Below are 15548 nucleotides of genomic sequence, written 5' to 3'. Positions count from 1 at the left end.
TGCTCCTAGCCTGCGCTCAGCGTAGACAATTCTGATCGAAAAACTGTTCAACTTTGCACATTATTTGCGCAAAGTGTGCAATATGTTCAGGCAAGGGCGATGAGATCGGCGTAGTCGTCGCTCCACAGATCTTCAACCCCATCGGGCAGGACCAGCACTCGATCCGGTTCCAGGGCCTCGACGGCCCCCGGGTCGTGGGTGACGAGCACGACGGCCCCCGAGTAGGAACGCAGGGCGGACAGCACCTCCGCGCGGGAAGCCGGGTCGAGGTTGTTCGTCGGCTCGTCGAGCAGCAGCACGTTGGCAGCCGAGACGACCAGCATGGCCAACGCCAGGCGGGTCTTCTCCCCGCCCGAGAGCACCTTCGCGGGTTTGTCCACGTCATCCCCGGTGAACAGGAAGGAACCGAGCACCTTGCGAACCTCCACATCGCCCAGGTCGGGGGAGGCAGAGACCATGTTCTCCAGCACAGATCTGCTGACATCGAGAGTCTCGTGTTCCTGTGCATAGTAGCCGAGCCGGGCTCCGTGGCCCAGGATCCGCTGCCCCACGTCGGGCTCCTCCAACCCGGCGAGAAGGCGCAGCATCGTGGTTTTTCCGGCTCCGTTCAGTCCGAGGATGACCACCTTGGATCCCTTGTCGATGGCGAGGTCGACGGCGGTGAACACCTCCAGTGAGCCGTAGGCCTTCGAGAGGTCGCGGGCCAGCAACGGGGTTTTTCCGCAGGGCGCCGGTTCGGGGAACCGGATCCGGGCCACCTTGTCGTGTTCCCGCTCCCCCTCGATGCCGGACAGCAGTTTCTCCGCACGCCTGGCCATGTTCTGTGCGGCGACCGCCTTGGTGGCCTTGGCACGCATCCGATCGGCCTGCGCCATCAGCTGCGACGCCTTGCGTTCCGCGTTCAAGCGTTCCCGTTTGCGGCGTTTCTCATCGGTCTCCCGCTGCTGCAGATAGCGTTTCCAGTCCATCGCGTAGAGATCCAGTTCGGCGCGGTTGGCGTCCAGGTGGAACACCTTGTTCACCACCGCCTCGAGCAGGCCGACGTCGTGGCTGATCACCACCAGGCCGCCCCCGAAGCTCTGCAGATAGCCCCTCAGCCACGTTATGGAGTCCGCATCGAGATGGTTGGTGGGTTCATCCAGCAGGAGGGTGTCGGCGTCGGAGAACAGGATCCGGGCCAGTTCGATCCGGCGTCGCTGACCACCCGAGAGAGTGTAGAGCGGCTGCCCGAGGACACGGTCCGGCAGCCCGAGGTTGGCGGCAATCCGAGCCGCCTCGGTCTCGGCGGCGTATCCTCCCGCCGACAGCAACGCGTTCTCGGCGCGGGCGTAGGCCGCCATGGCCTTCTCCCGTTCGGTTCCCCGCGAGGAGCTCATCTCCTGTTCGGCCCTTCTTAGACGCGCCATCACCTGATCCAGTCCGCGGGCCCCCAGGATCCGGTCGCGCGCGAGCTGCTCCGGTTCCCCCGAGCGGGGGTCCTGCGGCAGGTAGCCGAACCGCCCGGACCGGGCGACGGTGCCGGCTGCGGGCAATCCCTCCCCCGCGAGTATGCGGGTCAGGGTCGTTTTCCCGGCGCCGTTGCGACCGACCAGCCCGATGCGGTCCCCCGCGGCGACCTGGAAACTGACCGGGGACAACAGGAGCCGCGCCCCGGCGCGTACCTCCACATCCTTGACCTGCAGCACGTCGGCGAAGTTTACCCACTGGGGCGCGTGACGGCGGTTTTCACCACCCACCCGGTATCCCACTGACCCCCGTGGTCTGGCACCATGAAAAGGTGGCAACCGCGAGTCGCCACCCCAGCTGAGTCAGGAGTTAGAACATGGGTTTCATCAAGGCCTTCACGGGCGCCCTCGGCGGCGTCTTCGCCGATCAGTGGCTGGATTTCCTCACGGTCCCCCGCGGCATCAGCCCGACGGCAGCGTTCTTCCCGGCCGTCCACGAGGGTAGGAACGCGGGGCGCGGTTCCAACACCAAGGGCTCGGAGAACATCATCAGCAACGGCTCGAAGATCGTGGTTCCCGACGGTTACGGCCTCGTCTCCTTCCAGGACGGGCGGATCACCGGCTTCGTGGCGGAACCCGGCGGGTTCGAGTTCCGCGGCCAGGATCCCTCCTCCCAGTCGGTTTTCGCCGGTGACGGGGTGTTCGGTCAGGTGATCCGAAACACCTGGGAGCGCATCAAGTTCGGCGGCCGGCCGGGCGCCATGCAGCAGGTCTTCTTCGTCAACCTCAAGGAACTCCCGGACAATCGCTTCGGCACCCAGTCCGAGATCTACTGGGACGACGCCTACCTGGGCGCGCAGGTGGGAGCGATCACCCGCGGCACCTACACCCTCCGCATCGTTGATCCCCTCCTGTTCATCTCCAGCGTCATCCCGGGCGCCGTGATCGCGAACAATCAGGTCTTCGACTTCGATGACATCGACAATCCCGTCAGCGAACAACTCTTCACCGAGGTGGTGGCCTGTCTGGGCGCCGCCTTCTCGAAGTACACAAACGACCCCGAGCGGGGAAACCGCATAACCCGGCTGCAACAGGATTCCATCGGGTTCGCGAAATCCCTCAGCGCTGCCGTCGAAGAGAACTACCAGTGGCGTTCCGGGCGCGGCCTTCTCATCGAACGTGTCGCCCTGGCAGCCATCGAGTACGACGCCGACACCCGAGAGCTGCTTTCCGACGTGAAGAAGGCTGATGCGCTGCGCGGGGACCGGGGCGCATCCTTCATGCAGCAGTCCGTTGCCCGGGGAATCCAGTCCGCGGGCGAGAACGGAGGCGGTCAAGGCCTGGTCGGCATGGGCATCGGTGTTCCCATGATGGGCGGGATGATGGGAGGCTTCCAGCAGCCAGCGCAGCAGCCCGCACAGGCACAACCCGCGCCGCCCGAACAGCCAGCGCAAGCGGCCCCCCAGGAGGATCCCGTCGCGAAACTGAAGCAGATGAAGGAGTTGCTCGACGCCGGGGTGGTCTCCCAGGAGGAGTTCGACACGTTGAAGAAGCGACTGCTCGGGTTGTAATCGGGTTGCAAGAGGACACGAAGCCATGACAGCCTCCGGAAGTGGCGGCCAGGGCTGGGGGCAGCAACCCTGGCCGCCCGGGTATCCCCAGCAACAACCACACGGCTATCCTCCCCCGCAGCAGGCCACCGGGTATCCCCAGGCCCAACAGCCTTGGCCCGGGTATCCCCCGCAACCGGGAGTTTTCCCGCCCCAGCAGGTGCCCCGCGCCCTGAGCGAGAATCCGTACGCCAATCCGGGTTATGTCGCGGGGCCACTCCCTGTTCCCGCGGCCCCGGGCAACCCCTGGACACCAGCGCCTCCGCAGCAGGACGTCCAGGAGCCGGAGCCCGGCCCCCAGGTGATCGAGCTTCCTGACGACGGCCGCACCGGCGTGATGATCAAATGCACCAGTTGTGGGGGCACGGACATCCGTTACGTCGTCGAGGTCCGTTCCTTGGTCTGCGCGAACTGCCGGTCCCGTTACAACGAACCCCGCCTGGAGGACCAGGTGGATCTGACCGGAGGAATCCAGGACCTGGAGGGCACCGTGGTGACCCATTCCTCGCAGGACCTGGCCGGGCAGAGCATGGTGACCCTGAAGTGCACCGGCTGCGGCGCGGAGGTGGTCATCGACGCGCACGAGACCGTGCAGGTGCGCTGCCACTGGTGCCGCAGCTATCTCTCACCCAACTCCCGGATCCCGAACGGGGCGACCCCGGACGCAGTGGCTCCGTTCCTGGTTCTGCAGCACGACGCCGTGGAGATCATCCGCGAGTTTGTGAATCAGCGGAAGTTCTACGCCCATCCCAGGTTCAAACAGGAGTTCGCCCCCGAGAACGTGGTCGGCGTCTACCTGCCCTATTTCGTGTTCGACGGGCAGGCGCATGGCGATCTGACGGGCCGGGGCGAGGTACAGACCGGAAGCTGGACCGAGAAACACGGGGATTCCTGGGAAACCTACTACTCCGCTGATGCCTACAACGTTGCGCGCAGTTTCGACATGAGCATCGATGACCTGCTGCTGGAGTCCAACCGAGAACGTGGAAACATGGGCGACCCGTCGCAGACCAACAACATCATCAATGCAATCCTGCCTTTCAACGTGAAGGACGCCCTGCGTTACAGCCCGAACTATCTTCGCGGCTTCACGAGTGAACGCCGCGACGTGAACATCACCGAGATGGATCACATCGTCCGGGACCACCTGCTCAGCATCACCCGCGCGAAGGGGGAGAACATGGTGGAGCGGTACGACCGAGGTGTCCGCTGGGACACCGAACACGTGGATCTCCAAGGTTCGCGCTGGGTGACGGTCTATCTGCCGGTGTGGCTGTACTCCTACTACCAGCCCGATCGCGGGCTGAAACATTTCGTGGCGGTCAACGGCCAGAACGGCAAGGTGATGGGGTCGGTACCCATCAACCGGACGATGCTGTACCTGATGACCTTCCTGATTTTCGTCATCGGCACCACAATCGGGCTGATACTGTTCGTGGCAACCTTGTGATAGGAGCGGACATGTCCTTCTGGATGGTTTTGTTGGAACGCTCATCCTCGGGAAGTATCCGGCTTGCCCTGTTGGCGCTGGGGCCGATCGCCGCCATCGCCTTCTACGGCTACATCATGTCGCGGTACCGAAACGCCGACAAGTCGTACCAGTTCGAAGAAACCACCCGCGTCGAACTCCAGGATGTCCAAGGGTCGGACACCTACCTCGAGTCCATCGGCCGCACGCAGGAAAAGCACGTGGAGGGCCACGAGTACTCCAAGGAACCGAGAAACCGGCTGCGGACGTGGTAAGGAGTCCGGGCGCCGCCCGCAAAGCGGCCCCGGGGATCCGTCAGCTGCCCGCCAGGAAACTGAGGATCGCCGCGTTCCACTGATCCGCGTGGGAAACGTTGATCCCGTGAGGACCACCCTCGATCACGACCAGCTGCGCCTGCTGCGCGTATTCGGGCATTCGGGCGCTGGACTTTGCCAGCGGGACGTTCTGGTCCCCGTCGCCGTGGATCACCAACAGCGGGACGTCGATGCGACGACAGTCCTCGCGCAGGTCCTCGGTCCAGGTGAGAATGGTTGCGACCGCGGCGTGCGGGGCCGACTGCCGGGCGATCTCAACCGCCTGCTGCCGGATCTCCTCGGGAACGGTGAGCCCTTGGTCGTTGCTGTAGAACCAGCCGCAGAACTGATCGACGAAACCGGCGTGGTCGGCGGCGCAGGCATCCGCCAGCTCCTGGAATCCTTCGCGGGGCATGGCGCCGTCGGGATTGTCCTTGGTGATGCACAGGGCCGGGCAGATGGACCCGGACAGGATAGCCGCACCGACACGCTCCGATCCGCGCGTCGCCAGGTAGCGGGCCACCTCACCACCACCCATGGAGAACCCGAGCAGGACCACGTCGTGCAGGTCGAGGCCGGTCAGCAGGGCGTCCAGATCGGCTGCCAAGGTGTCGTAGTCGTAGCCGTCGCGGGGTTTCCCGGACTGCCCGAACCCGCGCCGGTCGTAGGTGATCACCCGGTAACCGGCGGCGGCGAGCACCTTGGCGTTGTCGGCGAACGCGGCCCCGGACAGCGGCCAGCCGTGGATCATCACAATGGGTCGCCCGGATCCGATGTCGGTGTAGTTCAGGTTCACCTGGTCCGGGGTGGTCAGCTTCGGCATCTTCGCCCTCCAATCATCGGTTCTCCCCGAGACTACTCGACACCCCACCGCACCGGCATCGGACCCGGTTCCCGGGTTTTCTGATCCCGCCGCCTTTGCGTGGGTTCGCCTGTCTCAGAGGTTGTAGCCGATGGCCCGCAGCTGTTCTCGGCCGTCTTCGGTGATCATCTCCAGGGTCCACGGCGGCAGCCACACCCAGTTGATGGTCACCGAGTTCGCAAGGCCGTCGAGCGCGTACTTCGTGTCGTACTCGATGCGGTCGGTCAGCGGGCAGGTGGGTGAGGTGAGGGTCATGTCGAGGGTGACGTTGGCCTCCTCGTCCACGGTGACCCCGTAGAGCAGACCGAGGTCGACGACGTTGACCATCAGTTCGGGGTCGACGACGTCCTTCATCGCCTCCTCGATCTCCTCCTCTGTGGGGATCGGGGTGGCCGAGTCGTCGCCGGGCAGTTCGTCCTTTACCAGATCCGAAGGACGCGGGTCGGGGGTGTACATCAGTTCTCCTTCGCTGAGGCCTGGGCCACGGCATCCCGCAGGGCCGACCAGGCGAGCAGGGCGCACTTGACGCGCGCGGGGAACTTCGAGACGCCGGCGAAAGCGATGGCGTCCTCGAAGCGGTCCTCGTCGGGGGTGATCTCCCCCTTGGAGTGCATCATCTCCAGGAAATCGTCATAGAGCCCGGAGAAGTGGTCGGCGTCCCGGCCGATCACGAGATCACCCAGGACGGACGTGGATGCCTGCGAAATGGAGCATCCCTCACCGTCGTATGACATGTCTGCGATCGTGTCGCCATCCAGGTGGACGCGCAGGGTCAGCTCGTCGCCGCAGGACGGGTTGACGTGATGCACCTCGGCCTCGTACGGCTCCCGCAGCCCGCTGTGATGTTTCTCGCGGTAGTGGTCGAGGATGATCGTCTGATAGAGCTCGTCGAGGTTCATCGTGCTCCGAAGTAGTCGCGGGTGAACACCAGCGCGTCCGCCAGTGCGTCGATCTCCTCCCGGGTCGTGTACAGGTGGGCCGATGCCCGGGTGGAACTCTGGTGGCCGAGCCTCCTGTGCAGCGGCCTGGCGCAGTGGTGCCCGCCCCGGATGGCGATACCGCGGGAGTCGAGCACCTGCATGACGTCGTGCGGGTGGATGCCCTTCAGGTTGAAAGAGCACGCCGATCCGCGTTCCACGGCTTCCACCGGTCCCAGCAGCAGCAGCCCGTCAATGCTGGTCAGCTTGGCGAGCATGTACTCGGTCAGTTCGTGTTCGTGGGCGGCGATGGCGTCCATCCCGATCCCCTGCAGGTATCTGATGGCGGCGCCGAGCCCGGCCGCCTGGGCGATCGGCGGGGTGCCGGCCTCGAAACGGTGGGGCGGGTCCGCGTAGGTGGAGTGGGTCATCTCGACCACCTCGATCATCTCCCCCCCGCCGAGGAAGGGTGGCAGGGATTCCAGGAGCTCTCCCCTGCCCCACAGCACACCGATGCCGGTAGGGCCGCACATCTTGTGTCCGGTGAAGGCCACCAGGTCGGCTCCAAGCTCGGTGACGTCGATGCTCTGGTGGGGTGCCGACTGGGATGCGTCGACCACCATAACCGCGCCGACCGCATGAGCCTTGGCGGCGATCTCGGCCACCGGGTTGCGGGTACCCAGCACGTTGCTCACGTGGGCGACGGAAACCACCCTGGTGCGTTCGTTGATCAGCCCATCGCGTTCAGCGGCCTCGAGGTCGAGCCGCCCCTCGTCGGTGACGTCGAACCAGCGGAGCACCGCCCCGGTCCGTTCGCACACCAGCTGCCAGGGAACGATGTTCGAGTGGTGTTCCATCACGGAGATCACCACCTCGTCACCGGGAATCAACCGGGCCGCCAGGGTGTTGGCAGCCAGGTTGAGGGCCTCGGATGCGTTCCTTGTGAAGATCACCTCCTCGGGCGCGGCGGCACCGATGAAGGACGCCACCAGGCCCCGTGCCCCCTCGTAGGCCTCGGTGGCCTCGGCGCCCAGCACATGCATCGCGCGCGCCACGTTTGCGTTGTGCTGGAAGTAGTGCTCGGCGATCGCGTCGACGACCACCCGGGGTTTCTGGGAGGTGTTGGCCGAATCCAGGTAGACCAGAGGATGCTCCCCCACCCTGCGCGTCAGGATGGGGAAATCCCGTCGGATCGCCTCGACGTCAAAGCTCACTTCGGTCCTCTCCTTCTTCGACTGTCGTTACCTGACCCCGGGCAGCTCAGACGTTGGCTGCTGCCGCCTTGACGTAGGCCTCGTAGCCCTCGGCCTCGAGCTTGTCGGCCAGCTCACGCCCCCCCTGGTCGACGACGCGGCCGTCGACGAAGACGTGCACGAAGGTGGGGTCGATGTAGCGCAGGATACGGGTGTAGTGGGTGATGAGCATCACGGCCCGGTCCCCTTGGGCCGAGTAGCGGTTTACCCCTTCGGAGACGATGCGCAGGGCGTCTATGTCGAGGCCGGAATCGGTCTCGTCAAGGATGGCTGCCCTGGGGTTGAGAAGCTCAAGCTGGGCGATCTCGTGGCGTTTCTTCTCACCACCCGAGAAACCCTCGTTGACGGAGCGCGCGGAGAAAGAGCTGTCCAGGTTCATGCGGTTCAAGACGTTCTCGACGTCCTTGACCCAGGTGCGGATTTTGGGGGCTTTGCCGTCGAGGGCGGTCTTGGCGGTGCGGAGGAAGTTCGCCACGGACACTCCCGGCACCTCGACGGGGTACTGCATCGCCAGGAACAGGCCCTGCCGGGCGCGTTCGTCGACGGTGAGGTCGGTCAGCTCCACTCCGTCGAGGGTCACGGACCCGGAGGTGATCTCGTACTTGGGGTGTCCCGCGATGGCGTAGGCGAGGGTGGACTTCCCGGAGCCGTTGGGGCCCATGATCGCGTGCACTTCACTGGAGTTCACGGTGAGGTCCACGCCCTTGAGGATCTGTTTGGGACCCTCCTCGGTCAGGACGTCGACGTGGAGGTCGGAGATGACGAGATTGGACATGGTTTTCAGGACTCCTGGAATTCGGTGATGGGGTGGTCGAGATCGACCAGCACCTGCTGGTCATCGATCTGGACCGGGTAGACGTTGACGGGTTCCGTGGCTGGCAGGCAGAGGGCGCGGCCGCTTCGCAGGTCAAAACGGGAGCCGTGGAGGTAGCACTCTATCGAGCCGTCCTCGACATCCCCGTCGCTCAGGGGAACGTGCCCGTGACTGCAGAGATTGTGGATGGCGAAGTACTCGCCCCGGTGAAGCACGATGGCGATCTCGTGTTCGTCGACGGCGAGCGGTATCTCGGGGATCAGCTCGTCGAGGGTGGCGACGGCGACGAAGCTCACTGAGCTGCCCTCATGGCCTCGGCCGCCATGTCGAGTTCTTTCTCCACCTGGACCAGCAGCCTCTCCTCGATCTCGGGAACGCCGATGCGCCGGATGATGTCGTTGAAGAAACCGTGCACGACGAGGCGTCTGGCCTCGGCCTCCGGGATGCCGCGGGAGCGCAGGTAGAAGAGCTGGAGGTCATCGAACCGGCCGGTGGTGGAGCTGTGACCGGCTCCTTCGATCTCGCCTGTCTCGATTTCCAGGTTGGGAACGGAATCGGCCCGGCAGCCATCGGTGAGGACGAGGTTCTTGTTGGACTCGTAGGTTTCGATGCCCTCGGCGACCTTCCGGATCAGCACGTCACCTATCCACACCGAGTTCGCACCCTCGCCCTGCAGCGCACCGCGATAGTCCACGTTGGATCTGGTCTTCGGGGCGTTGTGGTCGACGAAGAGGCGGTGCTGGATGTGTTGCCCAGCATCGACGAAGTAGAGACCGTACTGCTCGAGTTCACCGCCGGGGCCTGCGAAGCGGGCGTTCTCCTGGAGCCGGATCACGGCGCCACCGAGCGATGCCTGGACGGTGCGGACCCGGGCGTCACGTCCGACCTCGAGGCTGATCTGGCCGCCGTGGATGGCATCGGCATCCCAGTCGTTGACGTACACGAGGTTCACCTCGGCTCCATCACCGACCCGAATGTCGTACTTCGCGGCGTAGGATCCGCTGCCCTTGTAGTGGAACACGATGGTGGCGCGGGAGTTGGCTCCGACCTCCAGCACGAAAACCTCTGCCGCCTCCACGCCGTTCCCGGTCCCGACGTGGACGTTGGCCTGGTCGAGTTCGGTGTCTGCTGGGACACGCATGAGCGCCAGCTCCGCGCTGCGAGCCACCGCCAGGGCCGCGACACGGTCCACCGGAGGTTCGACAGCGAGGTCCCGCAGTGCGCTTACGGGCATGACGGTGAACTCCACGCCAGCAGGGGTTTCCCCCTCCCAGTCGAGTCCGGGAAGCACGTCGCCCTCGGTCAACAGCCCGGCAAGACGTTTCAGCGGGGTGAAGCGCCAGATCTCCTCCATACCTGTCGGCTTCGGATGATCGGCGACGTTCCATGACGGGGTGGGATGAAGATGAGATGCGACGGTCTCGACGGCTCCGATCCCATTCGCTGCAGCAGTGGTGCTCAACTTTTTTTCCTCTTGTCCGTTTCGTTCCGGGGCCGACATCAGCCGACCGCACCTTCCATCTGCAGCTCGATGAGCCGGTTGAGTTCCAGGGCGTATTCCATGGGGAGTTCCTTGGCGATGGGCTCGACGAAACCGCGCACGATCATGGCCATCGCTTCGTCCTCCTCCATGCCTCGGGACATGAGGTAGAACAGCTGGTCATCGGAGACCTTGGAGACGGTCGCCTCGTGGGCCATGGAGACGTCGTCCTCACGAACGTCCACGTAGGGATAGGTGTCGGAACGGGATACGGTGTCCACCAGAAGGGCGTCGCATTTCACCGAGGACGCGGAGTGGTGCGCCCCCGCATCGACCTTGACCAGGCCACGGTAGGATGCGCGACCACCGCCGCGGGCAACCGACTTCGAGATGATCGACGAGGAGGTGTGGGGAGCGCAGTGCACCATCTTGGAACCGGCGTCCTGGTGCTGCCCCTCGCCGGCGAAGGCGATCGACAGGGTCTCACCACGGGCGTGCTCACCCATGAGGTAGACGGCCGGGTATTTCATGGTTGCCTTGGAACCGATGTTGCCGTCGACCCACTCCATGGTGGCGCCCTCCTCGCAGACGGCGCGCTTGGTCACCAGGTTGTAGACATTGTTGGACCAGTTCTGGATCGTCGTGTAGCGGCAGCGAGCGCCCTTCTTGATGATGATCTCCACCACCGCCGAGTGCAGCGAGTCGGAGGAGTAGATGGGCGCGGTGCAGCCCTCGACGTAGTGCACGTAGGCGTCCTCGTCGACGATGATCAGGGTCCGCTCGAACTGGCCCATGTTCTCCGTGTTGATCCGGAAATAGGCCTGCAATGGAATGGAGACGTGAACCCCTTTGGGCACGTACACGAAGGATCCGCCGGACCAGACGGCGGTGTTCAGTGCCGCGAACTTGTTGTCACCCGCCGGGACGATGCTGGCGAAGTGTTCCTTGAAAATCTCGGGATGTTCCTTGAGGGCGGTGTCCGTGTCGAGGAAGATCACGCCCTGCCGTTCCAGTTCCTGATTGATGTTGTGGTAGACCACCTCGGACTCGTACTGGGCCGCGACTCCCGCCACGAGACGAGCCTTCTCCGCCTCGGGGATGCCGAGCCTGTCGTAGGTGTTCTTGATGTCCTCGGGCAGGTCGTCCCAGGTCTGCGCCTGACGCTCCGTGGAGCGGACGAAGTACTTGATGTTGTCGAAGTCGATCTCGTCGAGTTCCGCGCCCCAGGCTGGCATCGGTTTCTTGCCGAACAACCTGAGGGCCTTCAGACGCAGGTCCCGCATCCACTCGGGTTCGCCCTTCAACTCGGAGATGTGCCGGACCACGGCCTCGCTGAGACCTCGCTGGGCGGCAGCGCCGGCGGCATCGGAGTCGTGCCAGCCGTACTGGTAGCCGCTGAGGGCTTCCAGGTGCTCGTCCTGCGTGGCCCCCACTCCGGGGGCCTGTGGCGTGGTCGTCATGTGGTTACTTCCTGATCTTGCTCGGGATGACGGGGTTGGGGACGTGGGTGGTACACACTCCGTCCCCGTGTGCAATGGTCGCGAGCCGCTGGACGTGGCTGCCCAGCAGCCGCGAGAACAGCTGGGTCTCGACCTCACAGAGCTGAGGGAACTCGGCGGCGACGTGCGCCACCGGGCAGTGGTGCTGGCACAGTTGGTCGCCCGAACGGACCGGCTTGACCGAAGGTGCGTAGGTGGCTCCCAGCGCCTCGGTGAGCAGCTCGATGGGGGTGCGTTCGGGATGGGCCTCGCGCAATTCGTTGAATCGGCTCTCGATCTCGTCCACGCGTTCCGAGGCCAGGTCGACCATGGCCTGCGGACCGGCAGCCTCGATCAACCTCCGGATGGCGACTATGGCCAACTCGTCGTAGGCCTGGTGGAACTCGGAACGTCCCGCGTCCGTGAGGAAGAACACCTTCGACGGACGGCCCCGGCCGCGCGCCCCGTAGACCCGCTGCTCACGCGAACCCAGGGTTCCCTCCTCCAGGAGGGCCGACAAGTGGCGGCGGATGGCAGCTGGGGTCAGGTTCAAGCGTTCGGCGAGTTCTCGTGCCGTGGATGGCCCGTGCCCCAGGATGGAGCGAACCACCCGTTCTCGGGTGGAGTTGTCGGTTTCCTGCATGGCTGCGCTCATGACACCCTCCTCCCAGCGATTTTGCACACGCCAGTCTTTCGGAATCTCCCAAGCGTATCAAGCTAGGGCAGCCTAACCATCACAGCCCACGGCCACCCCCGGCGCGGTCGGAGGGGTCCCATCCTTCTCCCAGGTCAAACCGGTCCCCGGGATTCCAAGCCCCTTCCGCAACAATACTCGTCGCCCGCCGCGGCGCAACCCGAAGGCCCGCGAGGGAATCCCGGTTCACGTGGCCTCAGCGGGAGTAGCGCAGCGGATTGGGGCGGCACCGGGTTTCCGTGGCGATCCGGATCCCGGGAGCCAGCCGGCCCGCTTCCCTAAGGGCGAGCAGTTTCTCGACCACCCTGTCGCGCAACATCACGGGCGAGATGGTGTTCAGGTAGATCTTGGTGGCCCCCTCGAAACCGGCGAGGGTGGAGACCCGCCACTTGAGCATCACCCGCCACGGCATCGGGAGCGCGACGTCGATCGGCCGGTAATGCCATTCCTCGTTGCAGGCCACGTCGACCCCGGTGGCGGCGTGCATTGCATGGATCAGGTCCGACATGCCTCGTACCTCCTCGGCGGTCTGCTCCCAGGGATCGGAGAACTCGGAGCAGGAGTAGATCTCCAGGGTGGGATAGCGATGTCCGAAGCCCGCGAAGGCGACCGCGTGGTCGTTCTCGGCGACGATCAGGTTGTGGTAGCCCGCGTAGTTCGGTCCCACCTCGTTGAACAGGTTCGGGTCCTGCCGAAGCCGGGCGAGCGCCACCTCGTGCTGGACGCCTCGTTCGTCGATGGCGACGAGCTGTTTGTGGAGATGGTCGAAGGACGCGCCCGCAGGTTTCAGCCAGTTCTGAAAAACGGTCACGTAGCGGGCGTACCGGTTGTTCTCGTAGCTGCGGCGCACCGAGTCGATCGTGAAGGCGATGAATTTCTCGTGTTCCTCGGGGGTCAGGGTCCCGGAACCGGCGAGTTGCGTGTCATCGACCGCTCCGTCGACGAAGTGCCGCCTGGCGATTATCACGTCATGTCCGCCACCAAAGAAACCGGAAGCCGCCTCCAGGCGCTGTTCCCGGGTCATCGCGGCGACCTGGCCGGTGCCGTGCCCGGAGGCCCGCAGTTTCGTCTCGGCCACCCGCAACACGTGTTCCAGTCCCTCGGGGGATGCCAGGTAGGCCCGTTGATGCCGGGCCGCGGACTCCGGAAGCTCGAACCCGTAATTGGCGCGCCAGTAGTCGAAGCTCAGGATCTCGAACAAGTTCGGAACGCAACGGAACTCGGCGGTCGTGGTGAACAGCTTCTCCGCGGGAAGCTCCATCAGCGTTTCCCATTCGTCTCCGGAGCGCACCACGCGGGCCTTTTCCGGCGGGGTCTCCAGGTAACGCTGCTCGCAGAAGGCGCAGTGGGTACCGTGGGCCGTCTCGTCGATGGGGTGGGGTTCGGGGCGTTGAAGACCGAGGGGCCGGTTGCCCCGTCCCGGTACGGTCCACACCTCGGTTCCGGTGAGCGGACCGACCTGTTTCACCGTTCCGTCGGCCATGGTGGACAGATACTCGGGTTGCCTGACGTAGGGCTGCATGGCGCAACCGTAGATCATCACCGGGTTCGGATGTCCCACGACCGGGAAAATTCCACCCCGCGAGTGGGGTCGCGGGATGGCCGGGCCGCTGCAAAACCTGGTCGCCATCCGTTCCACGGGACTCCCGGTGCAGCGGCAACCGGTATGGTCGGAACTGTGACCAGCAGCAATCCGCTCCGCGACCCCCGGGACCGGCGACTGCCGAGGATCGCGGGCCCCTGCGTCTTGGTGATCTTCGGCGTCACGGGCGATCTTTCCAGGAAGAAACTGATGCCGGCCGTCTACGACCTGGCGAACCGTGGCCTGCTTCCCCCCGGTTTCGGCCTGGTGGGTTTCGCCCGCCGCGACTGGGCCGATCAGGATTTCGCGAAGGTGGTCCACGACGCGGTCAAGGAGAACGCCCGCACCCGTTTCCGGGAGGAGGTCTGGGAACAGCTTCTGGAAGGTATCCGGTTCGTGCCGGGCACGTTCGACTCCGACGAGGCCTTCCAGCGGCTCCGCACCACCCTTGAGGAACTCGACCAGGCCCGCGGCACCAGCGGCAACCACGCCTTCTACCTGTCCATCCCTCCGTCGTATTTCGAGCAGGTGATCTCCCAGCTCAAACGCAACGCCATCACCGGCGACGGCGAGAACACCTGGAACCGGGTGGTGATCGAGAAACCGTTCGGGCACGACCTGCGCTCGGCCCGTGAACTGAACAACGTCGTGAGCCAGCTCTTCTCGCCCCCCGAGGTGTTCCGCATCGACCACTACCTGGGCAAGGAGACGGTGCAGAACATGTTGGCGATGCGTTTCGCCAACGAACTGTTCGAACCCTTCTGGAACCGCAACTACGTCTCCCACGTGGAGATCACCATGGCCGAGGACATCGGCATCGGCGGCCGGGCCGGGTACTACGACGGGATCGGGGCGGCACGCGATGTCATCCAGAACCACCTGCTGCAGCTGCTCGCCCTGGTCGCGATGGAGGAACCAACCAGTTTCGAGGCCTCGCAGCTGCGCACGGAGAAGACAAAGGTGCTGGCGGCCGCCCGGGTCCCCTCCGACTACGCGGCCCACACGGCCCGCGGCCAGTACGCCACGGGCTGGCAGGGGGGCCAGTTGGTGCGCGGCTACCTGGAGGAGGATGGCGTCTCCCCCGATTCCCGCACCGAGACCTACGCCGCCATCCGCGTCGATGTCGACAACCGCCGCTGGGCCGGGGTCCCGTTCTATCTGCGGACCGCCAAACGCATGCCTAGGCGGGTCACGGAGGTCGCCCTGGTGTTGAAGCAGGCACCGCACCTGCCCTTCCCCGCCACCGAGACCGCGGCCCTGGGACAGAACGCCCTGGTGATGCGCGTCCAGCCCGACGAGGGCGTCACCCTCCGGTTCGGGGCCAAGGTGCCGGGCACCCAGATGGAAATCCGTGACGTCTCCATGGACTTCGTCTACGGTGGCTCCTTCACGGAAACCTCCCCGGAGGCCTACGAGCGCCTGATCCTGGACGTGTTGCTGGGCGATCCGCCCCTGTTCCCGCAGCACGAGGAGGTGGAGCTCGGCTGGAAGATCCTGGACCCTGTGCTCGAGTACTGGGACTCGCTGCCCACCCAGCCGGATCCCTACGCGGCGGGCACCTGGGGTCCCGCCAGCGCCGCCGAGATGCTGGCCCGTGACGGCAACACCTGGCGCAGGCCGTAGAGGAGGAA

15 protein-coding genes are annotated in these 15548 nt (G+C 65.1%); 4 read left to right on the top strand and 11 right to left on the bottom strand.

Annotation, left to right across the window (positions count from 1 at the left end):
- Window positions 1–86: 86 nt before the first annotated feature.
- Window positions 87–1685: an ABC-F family ATP-binding cassette domain-containing protein gene (locus EL272_RS05120; RefSeq protein ID WP_061787203.1), complete on the bottom strand. Its 1599-nt coding sequence runs from the start codon at window positions 1683–1685 to the stop codon at window positions 87–89.
- A gap of 137 nt (window positions 1686–1822) precedes the next feature.
- On the opposite strand from EL272_RS05120, the gene EL272_RS05115 reads away from it, so the two are divergent.
- From EL272_RS05115 to EL272_RS05105, 3 genes are read left to right on the top strand one after another with little or no spacing between them, the layout of a single operon-like run.
- Entirely contained in the window at window positions 1823–3016 is a 1194-nt protein-coding gene (locus tag EL272_RS05115; RefSeq protein ID WP_061787150.1) for an SPFH domain-containing protein, read from the top strand.
- 25 nt (window positions 3017–3041) lie between these two features.
- Window positions 3042–4505 carry a hypothetical protein gene (locus EL272_RS05110; RefSeq protein ID WP_014846151.1) on the top strand — a complete coding sequence of 488 codons (1464 nt, stop codon included), beginning with the start codon at window positions 3042–3044 and terminating at the stop codon, window positions 4503–4505.
- Window positions 4506–4516: 11 nt separating this feature from the next.
- Window positions 4517–4798: a hypothetical protein gene (locus EL272_RS05105; protein WP_014846150.1), complete on the top strand. Its 282-nt coding sequence runs from the start codon at window positions 4517–4519 to the stop codon at window positions 4796–4798.
- Between the two features lie 40 nt (window positions 4799–4838).
- On the opposite strand, the gene EL272_RS05100 is transcribed toward EL272_RS05105, so the two are convergent.
- The 10 genes from EL272_RS05100 to EL272_RS05055 form a co-directional block, all read right to left on the bottom strand.
- On the bottom strand, window positions 4839–5660 hold the full coding sequence (locus EL272_RS05100) for an alpha/beta fold hydrolase (RefSeq protein ID WP_061787151.1): 822 nt from the start codon (window positions 5658–5660) through the stop codon (window positions 4839–4841).
- 114 nt (window positions 5661–5774) lie between these two features.
- Window positions 5775–6155, bottom strand: a complete 381-nt coding sequence (locus EL272_RS05095; protein WP_014846148.1) for a metal-sulfur cluster assembly factor — start codon at window positions 6153–6155, stop codon at window positions 5775–5777.
- The gene (gene sufU, locus EL272_RS05090; RefSeq protein WP_014846147.1) at window positions 6155–6598 is read right to left on the bottom strand and encodes a Fe-S cluster assembly sulfur transfer protein SufU; all 444 of its coding nucleotides are present in this window, start codon (window positions 6596–6598) and stop codon (window positions 6155–6157) included. The genes EL272_RS05095 and sufU overlap by 1 nt, the downstream gene beginning before the upstream one ends.
- The gene (locus EL272_RS05085; RefSeq protein WP_014846146.1) at window positions 6595–7830 is read right to left on the bottom strand and encodes a cysteine desulfurase; all 1236 of its coding nucleotides are present in this window, start codon (window positions 7828–7830) and stop codon (window positions 6595–6597) included. Before EL272_RS05085 ends, sufU begins: the two co-directional genes overlap by 4 nt.
- Window positions 7831–7876: 46 nt before the next feature.
- Complete coding sequence (sufC, locus tag EL272_RS05080) at window positions 7877–8644, bottom strand: Fe-S cluster assembly ATPase SufC (protein WP_061787152.1); 768 nt, start codon at window positions 8642–8644, stop codon at window positions 7877–7879.
- A gap of 5 nt (window positions 8645–8649) precedes the next feature.
- Window positions 8650–8979, bottom strand: coding sequence for a non-heme iron oxygenase ferredoxin subunit (locus EL272_RS05075; protein ID WP_014846144.1), 330 nt, complete (start codon window positions 8977–8979; stop codon window positions 8650–8652).
- Complete coding sequence (locus tag EL272_RS05070) at window positions 8976–10184, bottom strand: SufB/SufD family protein (RefSeq protein ID WP_073969960.1); 1209 nt, start codon at window positions 10182–10184, stop codon at window positions 8976–8978. Before EL272_RS05070 ends, EL272_RS05075 begins: the two co-directional genes overlap by 4 nt.
- Entirely contained in the window at window positions 10184–11623 is a 1440-nt protein-coding gene (gene sufB, locus EL272_RS05065; protein WP_014846142.1) for a Fe-S cluster assembly protein SufB, read from the bottom strand. The genes EL272_RS05070 and sufB overlap by 1 nt, the downstream gene beginning before the upstream one ends.
- Window positions 11624–11627: 4 nt before the next feature.
- Complete coding sequence (locus EL272_RS05060) at window positions 11628–12296, bottom strand: helix-turn-helix transcriptional regulator (protein ID WP_014846141.1); 669 nt, start codon at window positions 12294–12296, stop codon at window positions 11628–11630.
- Window positions 12297–12531: 235 nt separating this feature from the next.
- Window positions 12532–13896 carry a DUF4921 family protein gene (locus EL272_RS05055; RefSeq protein WP_197720298.1) on the bottom strand — a complete coding sequence of 455 codons (1365 nt, stop codon included), beginning with the start codon at window positions 13894–13896 and terminating at the stop codon, window positions 12532–12534.
- 105 nt (window positions 13897–14001) lie between these two features.
- On the opposite strand from EL272_RS05055, the gene zwf reads away from it, so the two are divergent.
- Window positions 14002–15540: a glucose-6-phosphate dehydrogenase gene (gene zwf / locus EL272_RS05050; protein ID WP_014846139.1), complete on the top strand. Its 1539-nt coding sequence runs from the start codon at window positions 14002–14004 to the stop codon at window positions 15538–15540.
- The last annotated feature ends 8 nt before the right edge of the window (window positions 15541–15548 follow it).

It is taken from the genome of Arachnia propionica (genome assembly GCF_900637725.1).
In the GTDB taxonomy this organism is placed as follows: Bacteria; Actinomycetota; Actinomycetes; order Propionibacteriales; family Propionibacteriaceae; genus Arachnia; species Arachnia propionica.
The sequence above is the reverse complement of the archived record's forward strand: the minus strand, read 5'-3'. Positions and strand labels throughout refer to the sequence as shown.